At 69.8% G+C, this 24,954-nt stretch carries 18 protein-coding genes; 3 read left to right on the top strand and 15 right to left on the bottom strand.

Going from position 1 to position 24,954, the window contains the following annotated elements; translation table 11 throughout:
• The 14 genes from GPZ80_RS14210 to GPZ80_RS14145 form a co-directional block, all read right to left on the bottom strand.
• A complete protein-coding gene (locus tag GPZ80_RS14210) occupies positions 1–177 on the bottom strand; it encodes a DUF6104 family protein (protein ID WP_187220817.1) in 177 nt (58 codons plus the stop codon).
• 69 nt (positions 178–246) lie between these two features.
• Positions 247–3,957: a multifunctional oxoglutarate decarboxylase/oxoglutarate dehydrogenase thiamine pyrophosphate-binding subunit/dihydrolipoyllysine-residue succinyltransferase subunit gene (locus tag GPZ80_RS14205; RefSeq protein WP_187220816.1), complete on the bottom strand. Its 3,711-nt coding sequence runs from the start codon at positions 3,955–3,957 to the stop codon at positions 247–249.
• Positions 3,958–4,147: 190 nt separating this feature from the next.
• A complete protein-coding gene (locus GPZ80_RS14200; RefSeq protein ID WP_187220815.1) occupies positions 4,148–7,897 on the bottom strand; it encodes an ABC transporter ATP-binding protein in 3,750 nt (1,249 codons plus the stop codon).
• A gap of 139 nt (positions 7,898–8,036) precedes the next feature.
• Complete coding sequence (locus GPZ80_RS14195; protein ID WP_187220814.1) at positions 8,037–8,942, bottom strand: ABC-2 transporter permease; 906 nt, start codon at positions 8,940–8,942, stop codon at positions 8,037–8,039.
• Positions 8,942–10,153, bottom strand: a complete 1,212-nt coding sequence (locus GPZ80_RS14190; RefSeq protein WP_187220813.1) for an ATP-binding cassette domain-containing protein — start codon at positions 10,151–10,153, stop codon at positions 8,942–8,944. Before GPZ80_RS14190 ends, GPZ80_RS14195 begins: the two co-directional genes overlap by 1 nt.
• A 118-nt stretch (positions 10,154–10,271) precedes the next feature.
• Positions 10,272–10,655 (bottom strand): AraC family transcriptional regulator, encoded by a 384-nt coding sequence (locus GPZ80_RS14185; protein WP_246477095.1) that lies wholly within the window; start codon positions 10,653–10,655, stop codon positions 10,272–10,274.
• 1,023 nt (positions 10,656–11,678) lie between these two features.
• On the bottom strand, positions 11,679–12,794 hold the full coding sequence (gene ald, locus GPZ80_RS14180; RefSeq protein WP_187220812.1) for an alanine dehydrogenase: 1,116 nt from the start codon (positions 12,792–12,794) through the stop codon (positions 11,679–11,681).
• A gap of 116 nt (positions 12,795–12,910) precedes the next feature.
• Positions 12,911–14,461: a PucR family transcriptional regulator gene (locus GPZ80_RS14175; protein ID WP_187220811.1), complete on the bottom strand. Its 1,551-nt coding sequence runs from the start codon at positions 14,459–14,461 to the stop codon at positions 12,911–12,913.
• Between the two features lie 355 nt (positions 14,462–14,816).
• Entirely contained in the window at positions 14,817–15,680 is an 864-nt protein-coding gene (locus tag GPZ80_RS14170; RefSeq protein ID WP_187220810.1) for an SGNH/GDSL hydrolase family protein, read from the bottom strand.
• A gap of 94 nt (positions 15,681–15,774) precedes the next feature.
• The gene (locus GPZ80_RS14165; RefSeq protein WP_187220809.1) at positions 15,775–16,278 is read right to left on the bottom strand and encodes a hypothetical protein; all 504 of its coding nucleotides are present in this window, start codon (positions 16,276–16,278) and stop codon (positions 15,775–15,777) included.
• A 49-nt stretch (positions 16,279–16,327) separates the two neighbouring features.
• Positions 16,328–18,376, bottom strand: a complete 2,049-nt coding sequence (locus GPZ80_RS14160; protein ID WP_187220808.1) for a diguanylate cyclase domain-containing protein — start codon at positions 18,374–18,376, stop codon at positions 16,328–16,330.
• 7 nt (positions 18,377–18,383) lie between these two features.
• The gene (locus GPZ80_RS14155; RefSeq protein WP_187220807.1) at positions 18,384–19,193 is read right to left on the bottom strand and encodes an SAM-dependent methyltransferase; all 810 of its coding nucleotides are present in this window, start codon (positions 19,191–19,193) and stop codon (positions 18,384–18,386) included.
• 43 nt (positions 19,194–19,236) lie between these two features.
• Positions 19,237–19,911: a sterol desaturase family protein gene (locus GPZ80_RS14150; RefSeq protein ID WP_187220806.1), complete on the bottom strand. Its 675-nt coding sequence runs from the start codon at positions 19,909–19,911 to the stop codon at positions 19,237–19,239.
• Positions 19,908–20,621 carry a FadR/GntR family transcriptional regulator gene (locus tag GPZ80_RS14145; RefSeq protein WP_187220805.1) on the bottom strand — a complete coding sequence of 238 codons (714 nt, stop codon included), beginning with the start codon at positions 20,619–20,621 and terminating at the stop codon, positions 19,908–19,910. The genes GPZ80_RS14150 and GPZ80_RS14145 overlap by 4 nt, the downstream gene beginning before the upstream one ends.
• A gap of 97 nt (positions 20,622–20,718) precedes the next feature.
• Here GPZ80_RS14145 and GPZ80_RS14140 point away from each other — a divergent pair, with 97 nt between their 5' ends.
• Complete coding sequence (locus GPZ80_RS14140) at positions 20,719–21,585, top strand: GNAT family N-acetyltransferase (protein ID WP_187220804.1); 867 nt, start codon at positions 20,719–20,721, stop codon at positions 21,583–21,585.
• A gap of 1 nt (position 21,586) precedes the next feature.
• On the opposite strand, the gene GPZ80_RS14135 is transcribed toward GPZ80_RS14140, so the two are convergent.
• Complete coding sequence (locus GPZ80_RS14135; protein WP_187220803.1) at positions 21,587–22,177, bottom strand: SACE_7040 family transcriptional regulator; 591 nt, start codon at positions 22,175–22,177, stop codon at positions 21,587–21,589.
• Positions 22,178–22,417: 240 nt separating this feature from the next.
• On the opposite strand from GPZ80_RS14135, the gene GPZ80_RS14130 reads away from it, so the two are divergent.
• The gene (locus GPZ80_RS14130; protein WP_187220802.1) at positions 22,418–23,206 is read left to right on the top strand and encodes an SGNH/GDSL hydrolase family protein; all 789 of its coding nucleotides are present in this window, start codon (positions 22,418–22,420) and stop codon (positions 23,204–23,206) included.
• A gap of 133 nt (positions 23,207–23,339) precedes the next feature.
• Positions 23,340–24,953: a carboxyl transferase domain-containing protein gene (locus GPZ80_RS14125; RefSeq protein WP_187220801.1), complete on the top strand. Its 1,614-nt coding sequence runs from the start codon at positions 23,340–23,342 to the stop codon at positions 24,951–24,953.
• The last annotated feature ends 1 nt before the right edge of the window (position 24,954 follow it).

The raw sequence follows: 24,954 nt of genomic DNA, 5'->3' as shown, positions 1-24,954 counted from the left end.
TCATTCGTCGAACTCGTCGTCGCGGGCCAGGAAGGTGGCCAGGCGCTCGATCGGGGTCTCGAACTCGGGGTTGGCGTCGACGAACGCGCGGAGGCGGTCGGCCAGCCACGCGAGGCTGACCTCCTCCTCGCCGCGTCGGTTCTCCAGTTCCTCGATACCGCGGTCGGTGAAGTACACGTGCGACTCCCGTGAAACGGCGGAGCCGCCGGTCCGTTGGGTCCGGCGGCTCCGCGTGTGCTTTGACTCCTACGCGAACGCCTTCTCGATCAGCGCCCGCTGTTCGAGCTCGTGCACCTTGCTCGACCCCGCCGAAGGCGCCGACATCGGCCTGCGCGAGACGCGGGTGAGCTTGGTGATGTGCTCGGGCAGCTCCTCCGGCAGGTTGAGGCCGTAGAACGGCCACGAACCCTGGTTGGCGGGCTCCTCCTGCACCCAACGCACGTCCTTCGCGTTGGGGTAACGCTCGAAGATCGCCTTGAGGTGCTTGAGCGGCATCGGGTAGAGCTGCTCGACGCGGACGATGGCGGTGTCCGTGGCGTTCAGCTTCTCCTTCTCCGCGGCCAGCTCGTAGTAGAGCTTGCCGGAGACGAACAGCAGCTTCTTGACGCCCGCCGGGTCCGGCTTGGTCGGGTCGTCGATGACCGTCTCGAACCGGGTGCCCTCGAGGAAGTCCTCGACGGCGCTGGTCGCGGCCTTGTTGCGCAGCATGGACTTCGGCGTGAACACCACCAGCGGACGCTGCACGCCGTCGAGGGCGTGGCGGCGCAGCAGGTGGAAGTAGTTCGCCGGGGTCGACGGAACCGACACGGTCATCGAACCCTCGGCGCACAGCTGCAGCCAGCGCTCGATCCGGCCCGAGGTGTGGTCGGGACCCTGACCCTCATGCCCGTGCGGCAGCAGCATGATCACGTCGGAGCGCTGGCCCCACTTCGCCTCGCTGGAGGCGATGTACTCGTCGATGACCGACTGCGCGCCGTTGACGAAGTCGCCGAACTGCGCCTCCCACAGCACCAGGGCCTCGGGGTTGGCCACCGAGTAGCCGTACTCGAAGCCCAGCGCCGCGTACTCGGACAGCGCCGAGTCGTAGACCATGAACTTGCCCTGGTCCTCGGACAGGTTCTGCAGCGGCAGGTACTCGCGGCCGGTCTTGCGGTCGATGATCGCCGCGTGCCGCTGGGTGAACGTGCCGCGACGCGAGTCCTGGCCCGCCAGGCGGACCGTGCGGCCCTCGAGGTTGAGCGAGCCGAACGCCAGCAGTTCGCCGAACGCCCAGTCGATGCCACCCTCGCGGGCCATCTTGGCGCGGCGGTCGAGCACCGGCTTGACCCGCGGGTGCGGGCTGAAGCCCTCGGGCAGATCGACGTGCGCGTCGGCGATGCGTTCGAGCACCGAGGCGGGCACACCGGTCGCCAGCTTGGCCGGGACCTGCTGCTCGGATTCCACCGACGGGCTGGCCACGATCGGGTGCTTCTCCAGCTCGCGGACCTCGTTGAAGACGTGCTCCAACTGGCTGGAGAAGTCGCGCAGCGCCTTCTCCGCCTCCTCGACGGAGATGTCGCCGCGGCCGATGAGCGCCTCGGTGTAGCCCTTACGCACACTGCGCTTGGTGTCGATGATGTCGTACATGCCGGGCTGGGTCATCGAGGGGTCGTCGCCCTCGTTGTGCCCGCGACGGCGGTAGCAGACCAGGTCGATGACGACGTCCTTGTTGAACGTCTGGCGGTAGTCCATCGCCAGCCGCGCGACCCAGTAGCAGGCCTCCGGGTCGTCGCCGTTCACGTGGAACACCGGCGCCTGGATCATCTTCGCCACGTCGGTCGCGTACTGGCTCGACCGCGAGTGCTCCGGGGCGGTGGTGAAGCCGACCTGGTTGTTGATGATCACGTGCACGGTGCCGCCGGTGCGGTAGCCGCGCAGCAGCGCCAGGTTCAGGGTCTCGGCCACCACGCCCTGACCGGCGAACGCGGCGTCGCCGTGCAGCGCGATCGGCAGCACGGAGAAGCCGTCGCCCTTGTCGCCCTTGTCGAGCAGGTCCTGCTTCGCGCGGACGATGCCTTCGAGGACGGGGTCGACGGTCTCCAGGTGCGACGGGTTGGCGGTCAGCGACACCTTGGTCTCGCCGTCGCCGAACATCCGGAAGTACTTGCCCTCGGCGCCGAGGTGGTACTTCACGTCGCCGGAGCCGTGCGCCTGACCCGGGTCGAGGTTGCCCTCGAACTCCTGGAAGATCTGCGAGATCGGCTTGCCGACGATGTTGGCCAGCACGTTGAGGCGGCCGCGGTGCGGCATGCCGATGACGACCTCGTCGAGTTCGAACTCCGCGGCCTTGTCGAGGACCGTGTCGAGCAGCGGGATGACCGACTCGCCGCCTTCGAGCGAGAACCGCTTCTGCCCGACGTACTTGGTCTGCAGGAACGTCTCGAACGCCTCGGCCGCGTTCAGCTTCGACAGCACGTACTTCTGCACGGCGGCCGCGGGCTTCTCGTGGGCGACCTCGACGCGGTCCTGGATCCAGCGGCGCTCGGTCGGGTCGAGGATGTAGGTGTACTCCACGCCGACGGTGCGGCAGTAGGAGTCGCGCAGCACGCCGAGGACGTCGCGCAGCTTCATCCGCTCCTTGCCCGCGAAGCCGCCGACCGGGAACTCCCGGTCGAGGTCCCACAGGGTCAGCCCGTGCGAGCGGACGTCGAGGTCCTCGTGCTTGCGCTGGCGGTAGTTCAGCGGGTCCGTGTCGGCCATGAGGTGGCCGCGGGTGCGGTAGGCGTCGATCAGGCCGATCACCCGGGCGGTCTTGTCGACCGGGCCCTCGGCGAGGTCGGAGGTCCACCGGATCGGCTCGTACGGGATCCGCAGCGACGTGAAGATGTCGTCGTAGAACCCGTCCTCACCGAGGAGCAGCTTGTGGATCCGGCCGAGGAACTCGCCGGACTCCGCGCCCTGGATGATGCGGTGGTCGTAGGTGGAGGTCAGCGTGATGATCTTGCTGATACCCATGTCGATCAGGTTCGACTCGCTGGCGCCCTGGAACGGGGCCGGGTACTCCATCGCGCCGACGCCCAGGATCGTGCCCTGGCCGACCGAGAGCCGCGGCACCGAGTGGTTGGTGCCGATGCCGCCGGGGTTGGTGAGCGAGATCGTGGTGCCCGCGAAGTCGTCCGCGGTCAGCGCGCCGTTGCGGGCCTTGCGGATCAGGTCCTCGTAGGCCTGCCAGAACTGCTGGAAGGTCATCCCCTCGCAGCCCTTGATGGCGGCGACGACGAGGTTGCGCGAACCGTCCTTGCCCGGCAGGTCGATCGCCAGGCCCAGGTTCACGTGCTCCGGCGTGACGGCGAAGGCCTTGTTGTCGGCCTCGGCGTAGTGCCGGTTCATGTTCGGGTACGCCTCAAGCGCGCGAACCATCGCGTAGCCGATGAGGTGGGTGAAGGAGACCTTCCCACCGCGGGTCCGCTTGAGGTGGTTGTTGATCACGATGCGGTTGTCCGCGAGAAGCTTCGCGGGCACCGCGCGCACGCTGGTCGCGGTCGGCAGCGACAGCGACGCGTTCATGTTCTTCGCGATCGCGGCGGCGGCTCCGCGCAGCGGCTTGCGTTCCTCACCCTCGACCGCGGGCACCTGCGGCTTGGCGGGCGCGGGGGTGGGAGCGGGCGCGGGCTTCTTCGGCGGCGCGGCCGCCTGCCCGTTGCCTGAGGCCGGCGGCGCGGCCTTGGCGGGCGGCTGCTTGGCGGGCGGGGTGGCGGCGGGAGCGGTGGCCGTGGCGGTCGCCGTCCCGGTGTCACTCCCCGCACTCTTCGCCGTCGCGGCGCTTTGGGTCGCTGCTCGCGGTGTGGGCTTGTAGTCGGCGAAGAAGTCGTGCCACGCGGGGTCTACGGAAGACGGGTCCGCGAGGAACTGCTCATACATCTCTTCGACGAGCCACTCGTTCGCACCGAACTGTGACGCGGGACTACTGCTGGACACGGCTGGCTCTCGCCTCTATCCATCTCGATCTCTTAGTAATGGCCATTCCCCGTCAGGCTAGTCCCCCGGTCAGGGCGTGTGTTAATCAAGTGGACCCGGGTGAGCCACCTCATGCGTAGCGTTCGGCACTGTATCGATTGAGCCCGGATGTTCTCACTGCTCGGGGCCCGTCCCGGTGAGGTTTCCGGCCTCACCGCGGAGCCGTTTCGGGCAGTTCGGAGACCTGTCCGGCGTGCTCCGGCGATCCGTAGCGCCAGAGGCGCGCGTAGTAACCGTCGGCCGCCAGCAACTCGTCGTGCGTGCCCTGCTCGACCACCCGGCCCGCCTCCAGCACGACGATGGCGTCGGCCCGGGCCGCGGTGGCTAATCGGTGCGCCACGACGAACGTGGTGCGGCTGCTGGTGACCCGGTCGCTCGCGGCCACGACAGCGGCCTCGGTTGCCGGGTCGAGGGCGGCGGTCGCCTCGTCGAGCAGCAGGATGTCGGGGTCGGTGAGGTCCGCCCGCGCGAGGGCGATGAGCTGGCGCTGGCCCGCGGACAGACCCTGCCCCCGCTCGCCGACCTGCTGGCGGAACCCGTCGGCGAGACCGGCGACCATCGGCAGCGCGCCGACCGCGCGGACGGCGGCCTCGACCTTGGCGGGCGACGCGTCCGGGTCGCCGTAGGCGACGTTGCGCGCGACGTCGCCACTGAACAGGTGAGCCTCCTGGGGGACCACGCCGAGCCGCTGCCGGTAGCCGGCGAGGTCGTACGCGCGCAGGTCGGTCCCGTCAGCGAGGACCGTGCCCTCGGTAGGGTCGTAGAACCGGGCGATCAGCTTGACGACCGTCGACTTGCCCGCCCCGGTCGCTCCGACCAGGGCGACGGTCTGCCCGGGCTCGGCGCGCAGCGACACGTCCTCCACCGCCGGTGTCTCGGTGCCGGGGTAGCGGAAGGTCACCCCGCGCAGCTCGACCGCGCCGCTGAGGTGGGCCGGGACGGCCACCGGCACGGCGGGCGGCTCGACGCTGCTCGGCGTGCGCAGCAGGTCGGAGATCCGGCGCAGCCCGACCCGGGCCTGCTGGTAGCCGTCGAAGATGCCGGAGAGCTGTTGGACCGGCGCGAAGAACAGGCCCAGGTAGAGCAGGAACGCGAGCAGCACACCGGGGGTGAGGTCGCCCTCGGCGACCCGGTGGGCGCCCGCGACCAGCACCGCCGCCTGGGCGAAGCCGGAAAGCATGGCGACGAACGGGAAGTACGTCGCGATGTAGCGCTGGGCACGCAGCCTGCTGCGCCGGTAGGCGTCGCTGCGCTCGGCGAAGCGCTCGGCGGCCTGGCCCTCCCGCGTGTACGCCTGGGAGACCCGCAGCCCCGTGACGTTCTCCTGCATGTCCGCGTTGACCGCGCTGACCCGCTCACGCGCCTCGGCGTACGCCGCCGAGGACAGCCGCTGGAAGATGACCGTCGCGACCGCCAGCACCGGCAGCACCGCCAACGCGGCCAGGGCAAGGGAGAAGTCGGTGACGAGCAGCGCGACCGTGATGGCCGCGACCGTCAGCAGGCTCGCGGCGGCTGTCGTGACACCGGTCTGCAGGAACGTCGACAGGGCGTCGACGTCGGTGGTCATCCTGGTCATGATCCGGCCGGCGAGTTCGCGCTCGAAGTAGTCGAGGCCGAGCCGCTGCAGGTGGGCGTAGCTGCGCACGCGCAGCAGGTAGAGAAGCCGTTCACCCACGCGCGCGGTGAGGATGGTCGTCACCGCGGTGTTGATCCACATGACGCCGACCAGGACGGCGGAGATGGCGGTCGCCACCCACAGCGCGCCCGAGGTGCCTGCCAGGATGCCGGAGTCGATGCCGTGGCGGACCAGCGCGGGCATGGCCATGCCGGTCAACGCGTCGGCGATCACCAGGGCCGCCACGACCGCGAGGGACCAGCGGACCGGTCTCAGCAGGCGGCGCAGCCGGAAGCCCGGATCGGGCGCTGTCGGGTCCTCCCCGGGCAGGTCGGGCCGTTCGAGCGCGGGCGGGAGCGCCTCGACCCGGGCGACGAGCTCAGGCGTCGGCGGGAGCGCGGCCGCCGCGTCGCCGGTGCCCCCGCCCATGCGTCCGGTGACTCGGGTGGCGGGTGCGGCCGTCGCGGGGTCCGGTTCGGTCGGGGCGGGCCAGAGCGACTCGGTGATCCCGTCGGGACCGGGAACCAGGTCTTCGTCGGCACCGCGGGTCGGATCTTCGATCACGTCACCCGGACCGGCCAGCAGCGACTGGTAGAGCTCGCAGCGCCCGGACAGCTCCGCGTGGGTGCCGACATCGACCACGCGGCCCCGGTCGAGGACGGCGATGCGGTCGGCCAGGCTCAGCGTCGAGCGGCGGTGGGCGATCAGCAGGGTCGTGCGCTCGGCGGTGACCTCGCGCAGCGTGTCGTGGATGGCCGACTCGGTGGCCGCGTCCACCGCCGACGTGGCGTCGTCGAGCACCAGCACCCTCGGGTCGGAAAGCAGGGCACGGGCGAGCGCCACCCGCTGCCGCTGACCGCCCGACAGCGTCAGGCCGCGCTCGCCGACCACCGTGTCGTAGCCGTGGGGGAGCGCCTCGATGAACTCGTGCGCCTGCGCGGCCTTCGCCGCCGCCCGGATGTCGTCCTCGGTCGCGTCCGCCCGGCCGTAGGCGATGTTCGCGCGCACGGAGTCGGAGAACAGGAACGCCTCCTCGAACACCACACCGACGGCGCCCCGCAGCGACGCCAGCCGGAGATCGCGCACGTCGACTCCGCCGACCTTGATCGACCCCGCGTGTACGTCGTAGAACCTTGGCAGCAGCAGGGAAACCGTGGATTTGCCCGAGCCCGCTGTGCCGACCAGGGCGAGCGTCTGGCCGGGGGAGACCCGCAGCGACACCCCGTCGAGCACCGGATCGCTTCGCGTGTAGCCGAAGGTGACACCGTCGAGCCGAACGTCGACCGGTCCGTCCGGCACGTCGGCCGCGTCGGGTTTGTCGGTGACGTCGGGCTGCGAGTCGATCAGCTCGTAGACCCGCTCCACGCCCGCCCGCGCCAGCTGCGCGTTGATCAGCAGACCGGACAGCAACCTGGTGGGGCCGACCAGGTTCGCCACATAGGTGGTGAACGCCAGGAAGGTGCCGAGCGTGACCTGACCGTCGAGCGCCATCCAGCCACCCAGCGCGAGCACCGCCACCTGACCCGCCGACGGCATCGCGACCAAGGTCGCGGCCGGTTTCGACGTGAGCGCCGCCGCCCGCATCCGCTCGGCGAACAGGGACCGGGCGGACTTCTCCAGCCGGGAGATCTCGCGGGCTTCCTGACCGAACCCCTTCACCACCCGGACACCGGTGACCGTCTCCTCGACGTGCTGTGCGAGGTCGGCGGCGCGCTGCTGGGCCGACCACGTCGCCGGGAACAGCGTGAGCCTGCTGCGCATCGCCACGAAGGCGACGGCGGGGGTGACGACCAAGGCCACGACCGTCAGCAGCGGTGAGAGCCACAGCATGGCGGCCAACGCCATGAACGCGAACACGACCGTGCCGATCGAGAGCGGCACCATCATCAGCAGGCCCTGCACGAGTTGCAGGTCGGTGATCGACCGCGACACCACCTGCCCGGTGCGCATCGCGTCCTGCTTGCCGCCGTCGAGCCGCTGCACCGCGCCGAACACAGCCTGGCGCAGGTCGTGCTGCACGTCCAAAGCCAGGCGCCCGCCCAGATACCGGCGCATGAACGCGCTGCCGAAGGTCAGCAGCTCCATCGCGACCAGCGCGACCACCAACCAGACAAGGCGCTCCGTCGTGCCCGCTATGGCGTCGTCGACGACGAATTTGACCAAGAGCGGACCGGCCGCCTGGAAACCGACACCGATCACCGACGCGACGACCGAGAACACCACCAGTCGGCGGTGTCGCCAGCACGCGGCGGTCAGTCTGCGGATCCAGCCAGGGTTGTGGGGCACCCCGCCAGATTAGGTCCTGTCCGACAAACCGACCGCCGCCCAAGGGGACCGTGACGCGGCCTGACCACGGTTACCCACTTTCCGCCGCGGCTGCATGCCAAGGTGACTCAACCTAAAATTCCGGGGTGGCGGACTAGTATCAGGTGATGTCGCGGGTCTGGTTGCGCCACATGCCGGTGCCGAAGAACAAGGCTGTCCAGGCCAGGAAGACCAGGGTGCTCAGCCACAGCGAGAGCGCGCCGGGCGCACCCGCCACCGCGCGGATGGCCTGGTCGAAGGTCTCGCGCCGGTCTTCGGTGACCATCTCCCCGCCCAGGTTGAGGACCAGGGCCTGGATCTGCTCGAACAGCAGCGCGCTCGCGGTCGAGCCGGTCATGCCATTGGCCGAGCCGTTCGGCAGGAAGCCGGGCAGGTTCGAGCCGTCGGTCGCGGAGAAGAGCACGAACTCGCCGAACGGGCCGATGACGAGCGCGTAGATCAGCAGGATCACGATCGTGCCCACCGGCGACCCGATCAGCGCGCCGACCCCGAGACCGAACAGCGTCCACAGGGTGCACATGATCACGCCCGCGAGCAGCACCAGGGCCCACTGCTTGCCGTCGGGCAGGTGGTTGCTGTCCGACCCGAGCAGCGCGCCGAACGAGACCGCGACGGCGATGACCAGCCCGTAGATCACACCCCACACCGTGTAGACGATCGCCTTGGCGGTGAGCACGCCCGGGCGGGTCGACGCGGTCAGGAACGTGGTCGTGATCGTGCGGCGGTGCAACTCGCTCGCGAGGCCGAGGGCGCCGAAGAGCATCGGGAAGATCGACGCGATGTTCATCGCGCGGGCCAGCGCGATCACCGACCACGACACCTCGTTGATCGGGATGTCGAACTGCTGGATGACGTCCTCGCGGGACAGGTCGTTGGCGATCTCCGTGGTCAGCGCGGCGCCGCCGAGCGCCCAGCCGCCCGCCACCAGGAACGCGGGGATCATCATGGCCCACCACAGCTTGGTGGTCAGGATCTTGCGGAACTCCGCCTTGATCATGTTGCCCATCAGGCGTTGCCTCCCTGTCCGGTGTTGTCCTGCTGCGGCGCGGGCGTCGGATCCGGCGCGGGCGGCTGATACGGCGAGGACTCCTGGACCGGTGGCTGGTACTGCTGGGCGTAGTCCTGCGGCGGCGGCTGATAGGCCTGCTGCTGGTAAGCCTGCTGCGGCGGCTGCTGGTATTGCTGCTGCTGGTATTGCTGCTGCTGGTATTGCTGCTGTTGGTATTGCTGCTGCTGGTAGGCCTCAGCGGGAAGCGCGTAACCGCCGTGCTGAGGCGGTGGTGCGTAGCCCGGCGCCGCGTAGCCCGGTGCGGTGTACTGGCCGCTGGTCAGCCGGAAGAACAGCTGCTCCAGGTCGACCTTCTCCTCCTGCATGCCGTACGTCGCGACGCCCGCCTTGGCCGCCACGTCGCCGATCTGCTGGATCGTGGCGTCGGTGACCGCGACCCTGCCGTCCGGCATCGGCTGGATGCCGTTGATCCCGGCCGCCTGCAACGCCGCGACGAACGCGGACGCGTCCGCGGGCTGCACGAGCACCCGCGACTGCTGCGAGCGGCGCAGATCGTCGAGCATTCCGTAGAAGACGGTCTGCCCGCGGCTGATGATCACCACCTGGTCGATGGTCTGCTCGACCTCGGCCAACAGGTGGCTGGAGATCAGCACGGTCCGACCGGACGCGGCGAACGTCCGCAGGAACGTGCGCAGCCAGGCGATGCCCTCCGGGTCGAGCCCGTTCGCCGGCTCGTCGAGCACCAGCACCTGCGGGTCGCCCAAGAGCGCGGTGGCCAAAGCCAACCGCTGCTTCATACCCAGCGAGAAACCACCCGCCGCCCGATGCGCCGCACCAGCCAGCCCGACAAGCTGGATCACCTCATGCGCACGCTGATCAGGCAACCCCATCGCCGCGGCGTAAACCCGCAGATGGTTGAGCGCCGACCGTGTGGGGTGAAACCCCTGCGCCTCGAGCACCGCGCCGACAACCCGACCAGGGTTGCCCAACCGCTCGAACGGCTGCCCGTTGATCGTCGAGTGGCCAGCCGTCGGCCGCACAAGGCCGAGCAACATCCGAAGCGTCGTCGTCTTGCCCGCGCCGTTCGGCCCGAGGAAGCCGGTGACCGACCCCGGCTCCACATGGAAACTCAGGTTCTGCACCGCGGCGACCTGACCGAAGTTCTTGGTCAGGTTCTGCACCACGATGCGACCGCTACCGTCCTGCACAGGGCCCCTCCTGCTCGCCAGGCTGTCGTGGCGGCCATCTTGCCCCATGACGACTACACCGCGTCGCGACACGGGAGGACTGGCGCCATTGTTCACCCAGCGTGATGGACGATCGCCGTCAGCGAACCACCGGGATCTCGGTCGTGACCTCCGCGGGAGACTCCGGCGGGACCACCCGCCCCGGCTTCCCAAACGGATTGCGCAGCGGCTTCGTCCGCTCACGGTGCGGAACGCCCTCGCCGATCAGATGCTCATGAGCCATCTTCCACACCTGGCACGGCCAACGCCTGCCACGGAACCCGCCCCACCCCGGCGGGCAAGCCTGACACCGCAGATCAGCCCCCTGCTGGTGGACCGTGAGCAACAGCCGCCACCCATCGGCCAACCTGGTGATCTCGCTGCGCGCCAACGGAAGCAACGTATCCGCATCAGCATTGCCCGCGGCCTCGTCCAGCAGCGCCAACCGACGCAACACGGCCTCACGCAACGGATCGTCTGCCATCAGGCCCGGACTTCATCCGCGCGGCCCGCGGCCTGATCCAACACCAGACCCAACGACCGCGTCTGCTGCGCCGACAACACAGCCGAAGCACCGGGCGGCGGCACCAACACGACACGGTCATCCTCGACCAACACCGTCAACGCCCGATCCCTGCCGAACGGATCATGGCAACCGACGTACCACCGGGGCTCAGTCACAGAGGGAACATCGGTCCTACAGGGGGAACTCACTACCCCTACCGGGGGTATTCACCCGAATGTGCGCTGGTCGTGAACAGTTCACCGGAACGTACCTACTGTCCGTGGACAAATATTCACAACTCGCCTGCCCCCCGATGCGGCGCTCAAGACCGAATATGCCTAAGCTATAGGTGGCGGCCCGCTCCCAGTGACCCCCAGGCTGGTTGAGCGGGCCGCCCTCAAATCCGCGTCCACATGCTCGCGGAGAGCGCTCGCCGGGGGATTTTCGTCATCTTGACCCGGGGGGCGACCCCCCGGACCCCCACGGTGCGATCGGTGGCCATCCCAGCCCTGCCGGACCAGTGGGGGCTCGCGCTGCGCGCATCGGGTGTGTAACCAATAGGCATGTCGCCCACGGTGGATCGGTGGGCATTCCAGTCCGCACCCGGCAGTTGGGCTCGCGCTGCGCGCATCGGCGGGTGTGAGTCAGTGGCTGCGCGCGTCGCAGGGTGTGAGGCACGGTGGGCCACGGGCCACGGGCCACGGGCCACGGGCGGATGGCGGATGGCGAGTGGGGCCGGGCCCATTGCCAAACCTGCGCGTAGTGGCGCGGGCCAAGCTGGGGGTGGGTGGGTGTGTGCCTCACTGTGGATTGTTGTTGCCGCATCCGCATCGCAGCTCAAACGCACACCCAGGCTGACCCCGAACCAGCTTGCCCCGGCGATGCCGTTAATCCCTGCACTTCCCCTGCTCCCTCGTCCTGGCCGCCCTTGATACCGATCGAGAGTTGAACAATCAAGCCAGAGGGAGTCCCGGCCCGCCGGGTGGGGCCGGGACGGAAACCTCAGGCGAGGACGGAGTCCAGCGAGGTCGCGGGCAGGGCATGGGCGGTCGCGACCGGAGCGTTGGTCAGCAGGCCGTCGTGGGTGTTCAAGCCCAGAGCCAGAGCGGCGTCGTCGCGCAGGGCGGTCTTCCAGCCCTTGTCGGCCAAAGCCACCGCGTACGGCAACGTGACGTTCGTCAGCGCGTAGGTCGACGTCCTCGGGACCGCGCCAGGCATGTTCGCGACGCAGTAGAAGATCGAGTTGTGCACCGGGTAGGTCGGGTCCGCGTGCGTCGTGGGGCGCGAGTCCTCGAAGCAGCCGCCCTGGTCGATGGCGATGTCGACGAGCACCGAACCCGGCTGCATCTCCGCCACCAGCGCGTTGCTGATCAGCTTCGGGGCCTTGGCGCCCGGCACCAGGACGGCGCCGATCACCAGGTCCGCCTCGCGGGCGGCCTGCTCGACGGCGTAGCGGTTCGACGCGACAGTGCGGACGCGGCCGCCGAACTGGTTGTCGATCTGGCGCAGCCGATCCACGTTGGTGTCCAGGACCTGCACCTCAGCGCCCATGCCCAGAGCGATGGTGGCCGCGTTCACACCCGCGACGCCGCCCCCGATGACGACGACCTTCGCCGGGGTCACACCCGGCACGCCACCGGGGAGCACACCGCGCCCACCGGACGGCTTCATCAGGGCGAACGCGCCGACCTGAGCGGACAGCCGGCCCGCGACCTCGGACATCGGCGCCAGCAGCGGCAGCGCGCCGTTGCTCGTCTGCACGGTCTCGTACGCGATGGCGGTGACGCCCGACTCCAGCAGGGCCTTGGTCAACGCCTCGTCGGCGGCCAGGTGCAGGTAGGTGAAGAGGGTCTGGCCCTTGCGCAGCCGCGGGTACTCGACCGCGATGGGCTCCTTGACCTTCAGGACCAGGTCGCCCTCGGCCCACACCTCGTCGGCGGTCGCGAGGACCTTCGCGCCCGCGCCGAGGTATTCCTCATCGGTGATGGCCGAGCCCAAGCCCGCGCCGGCCTCGATGAAGACATCGTGGCCGCGGCTGGTCAGCTCATGGGCACCCGCTGGCGTGAGCGCCACCCGGTACTCGTGGTTCTTGATCTCGCGGGGGACGGCGATCTTCAACGGGATGTCCTCTCTGGGCCATTCGGGGTGTGCTGTACCACGGTCGGACACGCGTGCGGCGGTGTCATCGTGTCGTGGGCACGAGGCTGACCCGGGTCAGTTGTGCTACGAGCACATCACGCCCAGCGGATGGCTACTAACTGTGTGAGTAGCGCGAGTCGGACATCGGGCTCGGTCAGGTCGGCGTCGAGCGCCGCGGTCACCCGTGACATGCGGTATCGGAGGGTGTTCGGGTGGATCCGCAGGGCGGCCGCGGCGGAGCGGGGATCGCCGGAGTGGCGGAGCCACTCGTAGAGCGTGTCCAGGTACCAGCCGTCGGATTCCTCGTCGGCGGCGCGGAGCGCGGCGAGCGGCCCGAACGAGGTGACCCCGGCCGCGGCCACCGCCGCCCGGTGCAGGACGAGCACCGCCCACACGTCGTCGTGGACGGCCACCGGGCCCTCCACGAGACCCGCGCGCAGGAGGCTGAGTGCTTCATCGGCCTCGGTGCGCGACCGGGCCAGGTCGGCGACATCCACCGGTGAGCCAGCCGCGACCAGGGCGCCGCTGGACGCGGCCAAGGCGGCGCGGACCTCGGTCCACCCGGTGTCGCCCGGCTGGTCGGGAACCACGGCGTAGAGGACGCCATGCATGTCGGCCACCGCGGGGCGGCGGCCGATGCCGTCGGTCAGCCGTTGGACCAGGGCGAGGCGCACGCCTTCGCCACCCAGGGCGTCCTCAGTCTGCACGTCGATCGCCACGACCCGGTGGGCGGTGTCCGGGGCCAGATCCAGTTCGGCGGCGACCAGCCGCGCGCTGCCCGTGCCCTGCAGCGCCGAGCGGACCAACTCGGCGGTCCGCCTGCGCTCGCTGTCCTCCCGGGCCCGGCGTCGCAACAGGTGCAGGGCCACGACCGGTGCTGTGTCGGCGAACGCGGCGGCCCGCGCGTCCTGGACGGGACCCGGGACGACCGCCCACATCGAGCCCAGTAGCTCCCCGCCCATGCGGATCGGCACGATCAGGCGGGGCAAGGTGCCATCGCGCTGCGCGGGCACGAAGATCGTGGTTCGGCCGCGGCTCAGCTCGCGGAAAACACCGCGGGAGCGGAACCGGGCCAGGACATCGTCCGGGACTCGCCTGCCCATGATCGTGGACACGCGCGCAGGGTCGGTCCGGTCCTGTCGGGCGGAGTACGCGAGGACACGGGAGTTGGCGTCCTCGATCGTGACCGGCGCGTCGATGACGGCAGCGGCCGCGTCGGCGAGCCGAAAGAGGTCGCCGAAGGGGCCCGCGTCGGTGACGGTGCCGGAGGAGTCGGACTCGTCGGCGGCGGCGTCGAGAACCGAGCGCAACAGCCACACGAGTTGGGCCCAGGCGGCGCCGGAATGCACCTCCACGACAGCCGTGCCCCCGCGCTGGGCGGCGGTCTTGACGGCGCTGCGGGAGGCGTGTGGAGGTTTGAGGAGCACGGCCGCCGCGGCGTGGCTGCCGCTGTGGCGGACCAGTTCGACGGCCTCGGCGGTCGAGGAGACGGCGATGCCGAGGACGAGGTCGCCGGTGGCTATGTGGGTGCGTTTGCCCGCCTCGGCGATGATCACGTCGCTGACCTGGGGGGTGGGGTCGTGTGGGGCGACTATGCGGAGGAGGGTGGGGCCTACGCGGTCCACGACTCCTTGCACGGTGATCATGACGCTCCCTTGTCCTTTTGCATCAAGGTAGCGCTCTTGTCCTATGGGGACAGATCTTCTCTCGTATCAAGGGCCAAGGAGCGCTGGAGCATCCGGTCGCGGTGGGGGTGTAGGTGGTGACGTTTGGTTGGTGAGATCGAGTGGCGAGGGTTGGGTGGCCGGCGGTGGTCTTCGGATTCTTGTGCGGGTCAGTGGGGGGCTATCGGTTGGTGGTGGGGTAGCGACCACCTCGTGGTAGGCGGTCTGGGGCAGGCGCCGGCGAGGGTTGTCTGAGCGGTGCCGGATTTCGGCGGGTGATCAGCCAGCGCCGGCCGGCTGAGGAGCGCCGCCTGGGTCGCCTGTCGCGGAGGCCGGGTCAGCGGCGGGTGAGTAAGTGGGTTGCCCAGGTGAGGCCTGCGACCACCCGCATTCCGGTAGCGTTGGGGTGGATGGGGGCGGCGGGGTTGGCTGGCTGCAGCGGCTCCACCCAGCGGCGGTCGCGGGGTTGGCAGGCGTCGTGGTCGAGGGAGAAGTAGTACGGGTCGACGAAGTGTGCGCCTGCCGCGTGGGTGGTGGCGGCCGTGGTGGCGTTGAGGGCTCGTTCGACACCGTCGAAGTAGGCGGTGTCGCCCGCGGCGAAGGGCACTGAGGGCCAGCAGCCGGTGTGTGGGGGCAGGATTCTCAGATAGCCGACCACGAGGATCTTGGCGTGGGGCGCCCGCTTTCTGATGCCGTCCAGGGTCTGGGCGATCTTCGGGGCGACGGCGGTGACACGGTCGGCGAGGATGTCGCGGCCGGACTGGGTGTAGTACCGCCGGCAAGGGTTCCCCGTCGGGTCTTTGGCGCCCTCTTGGCCGCAGCGGGCCAGGATCTCGCCGAAGCCGATGTCGTTGCCGCCAATCGTCAGGGTGACCAGGTCGGTCTGGGGGCTCAACGCGTCGAGTTGGGGTGGGTTGGGGCCGCCGGAGACCTGTTGGGGCGCGGTCATGTGCACTGTGGTGGCGCCGCTGCAGGTGACGTCGCGGAATGTGTCGACGTTGAGCCAGCGGGCCAGTTGCGCGGCGTAGTTCTGGTCGGAGCGGGCGCAGCCCGGCGGGGTCGCGTTCTGGACCGGGATGCCGGGCCCCGCCGCGTAGGAATCGCCCAGGGCGACGTAGTCCCGGCCGGGCGACGCCGCCGACGCGGGGATCGTGACGGTGGCGAGCATCGTCAAGACGAGGATCAAGGCTGCTGGGCGCATGCCCTGATCGTCGTCCTCGGGTCAGGGCACGTCAACGGGCGTGCGACGGCCTGTGGACAACCCGGAGGCCTGCCGGAAAGTCTACTGTGGACTGTCAGTCGCGAATCCAGGCGGGCACCGGCAGGTCTCGGCTCAGACATTCGTCCGACAGGCGCAGCGTCCACCGCAGCGCCTGCACCATCAGGGCCGCCATTTCATCGGGGTCCGCGTTGGCCAGGGCGATCTCGATCTGGACCTTCGCCCCGTCCTGGTCACCGTGGACCTCGGCGAGCAGGGTCCGAACCGCCGTGCGGACCGGGGGGTCGGCCTCGTCGATCGGGACCTCCTGGCCGTCGTCGTCGTAGACCTGCATCTTCACCGGGGCCGAGCCACCGGAGCCGAGTTCGGCCACCATCGCGCTGCACTCGTGGAACAGCAGCAGCATCAGTTCGCGCGCGTCGGCGTGGCTGTTGGGCGCGGACTGGACGGCCGACGCGATTTGGTCGAGTGCCCCGTCGTCCTCGCCCGCGCGCATGGCGGCGAGAGCCGCGCACGCGGTGTCGATGAGGCGTTCGCGGCGGTTCGGGTCCGGCTCGCTGTCGGGTTCCACGTTCCTCATCCTGCAACAGCCCGCGTGCCCGCGGGGAGATCGACGCCGGGCGATTCGTTCACTTGGCGGACCGGACGCGGCTGAGCACGTCCTCCACCGCGAAGCCGACACCGAACACCGGTCCCTCCGCGGTGTCGGCGCCCAACTCGGCCCACCACCGGGCTTCGGCCAGGTCACGTACCCCGCGCACGCCCACGGACACGCCGATCGAACGCATCGTGTCGATCAAGCCGCGGGTGGTCTCGACCTGGACGCAGTCGTGTGGCAGCCAATCCGGCCGCCATCCCTCGAACGGGTCGGCCAGCAGCACTGAGCCGACCTTGAACCGCTCGGCCATGGTGACCTCGCGCGGTCCGCCCGAGAATCCGTGCAGCGCGGTGACCACGCCGATGTCGCCGAGGGTGCGCAGGTTGTCCTGGGCGTCGCCGTTGAAGGTGACCGTCCCGGTGTGCAGCCCGACCTCCAGCAGGCCCGGCGGGATCCCGGTGGCCGCGATGGCCCGGTTGATCACCCCCGACAGTTCCGCGTCGGCGGACTGCAGCGGCGAGAGCAGCACCCGGTGCACCGGTTCCGACCCGAACAGCGCCCGCCACACGGGTACCTGCTCGGTGGACCGGGACAGCAGCCACGGTCCCAGCGCCACCGACAGCCCCGTCGTCTCCGCCAGGTCCACCGCAGACGGCAGGCCCGCGGCGGACCGCTCGACGTCGGGCACCGCGCTGACCCGCACCGGCTTGTTGTCGGCCAGCCGGGCGACGACGTCGTAGCGCAGGTCCAGTTCGCCGTTCTCCCACGCCGCGGGCAGCGCGCTCGCCGCGGACCCGATGGCGCGGTCGCGCTTGTCGACGTCGTGGTCGAACTCGACCCACTGCCGCCTGCCCGCCGCGCGCGCCTGTCGCAGCGCTGATTCGCCCGCGCGGAACAGTTCGGCGCTCGACATCGCCGACGGCCCTGCCCGCACCACGCCGATGCTCGCGCTGACCGCCAGACCCACGCCGTCGGTGTAGTCCGGCTCGGACAGTTCGGAGTTGATCGCGTCGACGAGTTGGGACACCGGCGGCGCGTCGAGGATGAGGACGGCGAACTCGTCGCTGCCGACGCGCGCGACCACCGCCTTCTCGCCCGCCACCGCTTCGAGTCGCTGCGCGACCGTGCGCAGCACCCGGTTGCCGACCTCGTGCCCGTAGGTGGTGTTGACCATGGAGAAGGCGTCGAGATCGAGGCAGCACAGGGTGAGCGTGCTGGTCGGCGCCGCTTTCCCGTGCATGGTCTCGAGCCGTGACTCGAAGCTGATCCGGTTCGCCACCCCGGTGAGCGCGTCGTGCAGCAACTGGTGGCTGAGCCGATCGCCCAGTAGGTGCAGCTCGCTGAGGTCCTGGACCATCGTCACCCGGTAGGCGGGCCCGCCGGATTCGTCGGGCAGCAGCGACGACTTCGCGTAGACCCACGCCGTCTCGCCGTTGAGCCTGCGCAGCCGCTGCCGGTCGGGCAGGTGCGCGAGCGGACTGCCCGAGACGTCGGGCTCGTTGGAGATGAACTCGGCCAGTGAGCGGCCCGCCAGGTCGCCGGTATCGCAGGCCAGGATCGTGGCCAGGGCCGGGTTGGTCTCCACGAACCGACCGTCGAGCTCGGTGATCGCGATACCGACGGCGGAACTGGCGAACACCTCCCGGAAGCGGCTCTCGGTGGCCCGGCGGTCGCGCTCGGCCTGGCGCATCGCGTTGTGCAGCGCGATCTTCATGTTCTCCTGCTGCGCCAACGTCCGGTTCCGCAGGGCGTTCGCGTAGCCGGAGGAGACCGCGACCAGGAGCGACACCTTCCGGTCGGCCGACCCGTGCAGACCTTCGGCGAGGGCGGCGACCGACCGCTGCAGCGTGGTCTCTCCGATCAGTCCGTCGGTGACCATGCGCTCGCCGACCGCGGTGCCCGGCGCGGTGTCGAACGGCTCGGCGGCCATCGCGGCGACGAGTGCGTCGACCATCTCGGTGAGGTCGGCGGTGATCTCCTGCGACGTTCGCGGCACGTATGCGGTGGCAGCCACCGCGCGCAGCCACGAACGGACCAGGGTGTCCTGGTCCGTCCGGACGCGCACGGTGGGCTCGGCCATCAACGTCTCAGCGCTTGCGTCCCACGCCGGCGAGGATGCCCGCCGTGTTGGGATCCTGGCCGTCGTCCAGGCCCGCGTCCGGTCGCCACAGCGCCGTCGGGACGATGCCCGGCTCGACGATCTCGTAGCCGTCGAACAGGTCGATGATCTCTTCGCGGGTGCGGGGGAACATCGGGTCGCGGCTGGACTTCATGACCTCGACGATGCGGTCCATCTCCTCGGGCATCAGGTCCCGGGTGAACTGCGAGAACGCCAGCATGCTGCCCGTGGGGGTGGCGTCGCGGTAGCGCCCGATGATCCGCTTCGGGTCCTTCGCGTCGGGCACGAAGTGGAACACCCCGGCCATGATCACGCCGATCGGCTGGTCGAAGTCGAGCAGCCCCGTGCCCCGCGTGGCGGCCAGCACGTCCTCGGGGATGGTCAGGTCGGCCTGCACGATCGTCGCGTTCGGGTTGCTCGCCAGCATGAGGTTGCTGTGCGCGCAGGCGACTTCCTCGTAGTCGACGTAGACGACCCGGCACGCGGGGTCGGCGTTGTGCGCGATCTCGTGCACGTTGCCGACCGTCGGGATGCCCGAGCCGAGGTCGAGGAACTGCCGGATGCCGTTCTCGATCATGAACAGCACGCTTCGGCGGAGGAAGGACCGGTTGTGCCGGGCGATCTCCCGAGCTTGCGGCTGCGCCTGCAGGAACCGGTGTGCGAGCTCCCGGTCATGGGCGAAGTTGTGCCCGCCGCCCAAGAGGTAGTCATAGAGCCGTGCTGCGCTTGGTCTGTCCAGGTCGATGCCCTCGGGCACCCACGTCGTCGATTCGGCCACGACACCCACTCTCCGCGATCGCTTGGTGACCCGTAGAGATTACTCACCCGACCAGGGGATCCGACAGTGGATCACGCGACGTGTTGTGCAAATCCTTGACGGAGGGCGAGTTGGTGACGGTACGCGGATCGGGGTAGGTGCGCATGACCCGATCGGCTGTACCCGTGGTGGTGACGGTGAACCAGTAGTGCTCGTTCTTGAAGTGGTGCAGCCGATGGTTGCGCCACACCGCCCGGTACAGCCGGGATTTGGGCTGGTAGTCGCTGTGGATCAGGTAGTGCGTCCATTCGTAGGCGAGCCCGAGGGCCGCGACGAAGCAGAGGAATGTGAGCCCCAACGCGATCCGGCTGAACGCGGTGAGGGCGATCGCGGTGACGACCGGCAACAGCCACAGCAGGACCGGCCACGGGATGAAGACCAACGGGACATCGCGCGGATCGGCGTGGTGTTCGCGGTGCTTACGCGCGAGCAGCGGATCGATCGTCAACGCGGCGATCTTGCGCGGACGCCAGTGCAGGACGCAGACGTGCACGGTCCACTCGAAGAACGGGAACAAGGCCAGCATGACGAACGGCAGCAGGGTGTCGCTCGACCACCAGTGGCCGACCGCGACGCGGGCGATGACCGCGGCGACGAGCGTGCCACCGATCAGCCACGGAGAAGGGTGGCGTGCGAACTCCCGCGCGCAGTCCGCCAGGGACACCTGCCTTCGGCTCATGTCAGCTCCTTGATGACGGTCAGGAACGCCTCGGTGGCCGGGCTCAGCAAATCGAGCGCGGCCGAGCGCGCGTGGTCGGGATTCGCTTCGGTGACCGCGGCGGCGACCGCGCGGTACGCGTCGGTGCGCGACACCTCGGCGGCCATCAGCGGCCCGAGGAGGTCGAGCGCGGGCTCGTAGGCGGCGCGGAGGCTGTTGAACACGAGCCGGTAGACGATCGAGTCGGCGCCGTCGACCAAGTGGTCCCAGTACGCGAGCGCGTGCCGCTGCGATGCCACTGGGTCCTCGGTCACGGCGAGCGCGTCGATCGCGTCCGACAGCGGCCGGGAGAGGCGGTCGCCCGCGCGTGCCGCGGCCAGGGCGGCGACCTCGGGGCCGATGAGCAGCCGGGCGTCGAGGATGTCGCGGACCACCGCGAGGTCGACGGTCTCACCGCGCAGCAGCAGGCGCGGCAGCAGGTCGAGGCCCGCGCTGCGCCGGAAGTCCCGTACGACCGTGCCATCGCCTTGGCGAACGTCGACCAGTCGAGCCTGCGACATCCGTTGCAGTGCTTCGCGGACCGCGGGCCGCGACACCCCGAGCACTTCGGCGAGCGCGCGCTCGCTGGGCAGGGACTCACCCGCCGCGACACCGCCGTCGATCACAGCGCGCAGCAGTTGGGCGAACACCTCGTCGGGAACGGACCGCCGGGCAACGGGCTGGAACACCATGTTCACGACGGTAGAAGCGAGGTGGCTAGAGGTCAAGTGGTCTTACCAATCTCAAATTGGGCTGCCTGCGGTGGGCGCGTGGTGTGTGATCAGCCGTATGACGATCGTGCTGGGCACGCCCGGAGTCGGCGGGCTGAGCGAGGCGGTGGGTGTGCTGCGGGAGTGGCAGCACGACGGGCCGCCGACGCAGCTGCATCCGGGGGACCTGGGGTGGTTCTGGCGGTTCGGCGCGGAGGCGACGGCCGCGGCGGTCCGGACGTGGAGCCGGGGCGGGCGGATTCTCGCCGTCGGGCTGCTGGATGAACCCGAATTGTTGCGGATGACGATCGCGCCGGAAGCCCGGCAGGACGAGGAACTGGCGCGGCGCCTGGTCGAGGACCTGGCCGAGCCAGAACGCGGTGTGTTCACCGGGAAGGCGTACGTCGAGGCGCCAATGGACGCGTTGGTCCAAGACCTGCTGCTAGATGGTGGCTGGAACGCCGACGAGCCGTGGACGCCGCTGCGCCGTGATCTCACTGCGCCGGTGGAGGACCCGGATGTGCGGATCGAGGCGATCGGGCCGGAGCGGGCGCGTTTGCGGGCCGCAGTGCAGCGGGCGGCTTTCGGCGAATCGACGTTCACGGGCGAGCGCTGGCTGGCGATGGCGGCCGGGTCGCCGTACGCCGACGCTCGGTGTCTGGTCGCCTACGACGATCAGGGCGAGGCGGTGGCGGCGGTGACGGTGTGGTCGGCCGGTCCGGGGAAGCCCGGGTTGCTCGAGCCGATGGGCGTGCATAGCGAACACCGGGGTCGCGGCTACGGGAAGGCGATCACTCTCGCCGCGGCGGCGGCACTGCGGGAACTGGGTTCGTCCAGTGCGATCGTCAGCACCCCGAGCGCCAATGTCGGCGCGGTGGCCACCTACCGGTCAGCGGGCTTCCTGCAACTCCCGGAGACCCGGGATCTAGGCGCGCCTAGGGGGTAGGTCAGGAGACAGGGGTGTGGACCAGGGCGGTGAGGGCCATCGCGGTGAGCAGGTCGGCCATCTGGTCCCGGTCGAGGTGCCTGCTGTGCGGGGTGGAGTTGATCAGCCCGAACACCGCGTGCGCGGCGGCGCGGGCGGTGGGTTCGGGGATGGCCGGGACGGCGTCGCGGATGACCTCGACCCAGGCCTCGACGTAGCGGCGCTGCAGGGCGCGGACCTTGCGCCGGTCGGGGTCGGTCAGGTTGCCGAGGTTGCGCTCCTGCACCGTGATCAGCGACGGGTTGTCCAGCGCGAAGTCGACGTGGAACCGCACAAGGTCGCCCAGCGCCTCCTGTGCGCCCGTCGCGGAGCTGATGCGGGCGAGGCCCCCGTCGAGCAGCTCTTCCGAGATCGAGGTCAGCATCTCGCCGAGCATCGCGTCCTTCGACCGGAAATGCCGGTAGAGCGCGGGTCCGGAAATGCCCACGGCGGAGCCGATGTCATCGATGCCGACACCGTGGAAACCGTGCCGGGCGAACAACTCCGCCGCCGCGGCGAGGATCTGCTCACGCCGACTGGGGCCGGTTTTCGCTGGTTCGGCTGCTGGGGGCACGGGCACATCGTATTGCAGGGCGGTTAGCGACCGCTAACCGTTCGCCGATGCGCCCGGTACCCCTGTTCGCTCGCCGGCGTTGATCGCGGGCCAAACACGCCCCCGCGTGCTGTCTCTCTGGTGTTCGATGTCGGCTGGTAAAACCGGCAACCCTTAATAAGTTACCGAGCAGTTCCGTATCCGGTTGGTCGCTGGTAGTCATGTCGTGTCGGGAATCCCCTCCAACGGCGGAGGTTAGGCATGCGTTTCTCCAAGTCCCTAGCGATCACCCTGCTCACCCTGTTATCCATGGCCGGATTCGCGGTGCCCGCATCGGCCGCGACCGGCAAGTACGTGGCGCTCGGCGACTCCTACTCCTCGGGGCTGGGCGCGGGCAGCTACGGCAGCAGCGGTTCGTGCAAGCGCAGTTCCAACGCGTATCCCCAGCTCTGGGCCAACTCCCACTCCCCGTCCTCCTTCGCCTTCGTCGCCTGTTCCGGCGCGCGCACCGGCGATGTCCTCGCGAACCAGATCGGCGCGGTCACCGCCGACACCGCCCTGGTCACCATCTCCATCGGCGGCAACGACGCCGGGTTCGCCGGTGTCATGACCGACTGCAACTTTGGCTCCGACTCCACTTGCGTGCAGCGCAACCAGGAGGCGCAGAACTACGCCCGCACCCAGTTGCCCCCGAAGCTGGACGCGGTCTACGCCCAGATCCGCAGCCGCGCGCCCAGCGCTCGGGTGCTGGTGGTCGGCTATCCGCGCATGTACAAGGTCCCCGGCTACTGCTACGCGGGTCTGAGCGAGACCAAGCGGGCGGCGATCAACCAGTCGGCCGACGTGCTGGCCGACGTCACCCGGGGCCGTGCGGCCGCCAAGGGCTTCACGTTCGTCGACGGCCGCACCGCCTTCGCCGGGCATGAGATCTGTGCCTCCGGGACCCGCTGGATCAACAGCTGGGCCTGGCCCGTCGAGGAGTCCTACCACCCGAACGCGGCTGGTCAGAACGGTGGCTACTACGCCGCCGTGCGTGCCGTGACCGGCTGATCCCCCGCCCGAGTTCCACGAAGGCCACCCCCGATCGGGGGTGGCCTTCGCCGTGAGTGGACGCGGACGTTAGCGAGCGCTAACATTGGTCACATAGTTAACGGTGACTAACCTGCGATCGCGAGGACCTGAGATGGACGCGCCCGTCCTGCGCAGCGACGCCGATCCCGCCGACGAGGCATTCCAGCGCAACGTCAAAGAGCACCGGGTGCTCGTCGACGACCTGCGGGAACGCCTCGGTACGGCGGCGCTCGGCGGACCCGAGAAGGCCCGCACCCGCCATGTCGAGCGGGGCAAGCTGCTGCCCCGTGACCGGGTCGACTCGCTGGTCGATCCCGGGTCCCCGTTTTTGGAACTCTCCCCGCTGGCCGCCACCGGGATGTACGGCGACGACGCCCCCGCCGCTGGGGTCATCACCGGCGTCGGCCGGGTGTCCGGCCGCGAGTGCGTCATCGTCACCAACGACGCCACCGTCAAGGGCGGCACCTACTACCCGATGACGGTCAAGAAGCACCTGCGCGCCCAGGAAGTGGCGCTGCAGAACAACCTGCCGTGCGTCTACCTGGTCGACTCCGGCGGCGCGTTCCTGCCCAAGCAGGACGACGTGTTCCCCGACCGCGACCACTTCGGCCGGATCTTCTTCAACCAGGCCACCATGTCCGCCCAGGGGATCCCGCAGATCGCCGCGGTCCTCGGTTCCTGCACCGCGGGCGGCGCCTACGTCCCCGCGATGAGCGACGAGGCCGTGATCGTGCGCAACCAGGGGACGATCTTCCTCGGCGGCCCGCCGCTGGTGAAGGCCGCGACCGGCGAGGTCGTCACCGCCGAGGACCTCGGTGGCGGCGACGTGCACTCGCGCACCTCCGGCGTCACCGACCACCTGGCCGACGACGACGCGCACGCGCTGCGGATCGTCCGCTCCATCGTCAGCACCCTCGGCCCGCGTGCTCCACGTCCCTGGGACGTCGCGCCGGTCGAGGAGCCCGCGGTCGACCCGGCCACGCTGTACGGCGTCGTCCCGACCGACTCGCGCACGCCGTACGACGTGCGCGAGGTGATCGCCCGCATCGTGGACGGCAGCCGGTTCCGCGAGTTCAAGAAGGAGTACGGCTCGACCCTGGTCACCGGGTTCGCCCGGATCCACGGGCACCCGGTCGGCATCGTGGCCAACAACGGCGTGCTGTTCAGCGAGTCGGCCATGAAGGGCGCGCACTTCATCGAGCTGTGCGACCAGCGCAGCATCCCGTTGCTGTACCTGCAGAACATCACCGGCTTCATGGTCGGGCGCGACTACGAGGCCGGTGGCATCGCCAAGCACGGCGCCAAGATGGTCATGGCGACGGCGTGCGCGCGCGTACCGAAGTTCACGGTCGTCGTCGGCGGCTCGTTCGGCGCGGGCAACTACTCGATGTGCGGTCGTGCTTATTCACCGCGGTTCCTCTGGATGTGGCCCAACGCGCGCATCTCGGTCATGGGCGGCGAGCAGGCCGCGTCCGTGCTGTCCACCGTCCGCCGCGACCAGATCGAGGCGCGCGGTGAGGAGTGGTCCGCCGAGGACGAGGACGCGTTCAAGGAGCCGATCCGGCAGCAGTACGAGGAGCAGGGCAACCCCTATTACTCCACGGCCCGGCTGTGGGACGACGGTGTGATCGACCCGGCGGACACCCGCCAGGTGCTCGGCCTCGCGCTTTCCGCCGCGGCCAACGCACCGTTGAACCCTGTCGGCTACGGCGTCTTCCGGATGTGAG

The sequence above is a fragment of the Actinokineospora xionganensis genome (assembly GCF_014323725.1).
Classification (GTDB): domain Bacteria; phylum Actinomycetota; class Actinomycetes; order Mycobacteriales; family Pseudonocardiaceae; genus Actinokineospora; species Actinokineospora xionganensis.
This window is presented reverse-complemented; position numbering and strand designations above follow the sequence as displayed.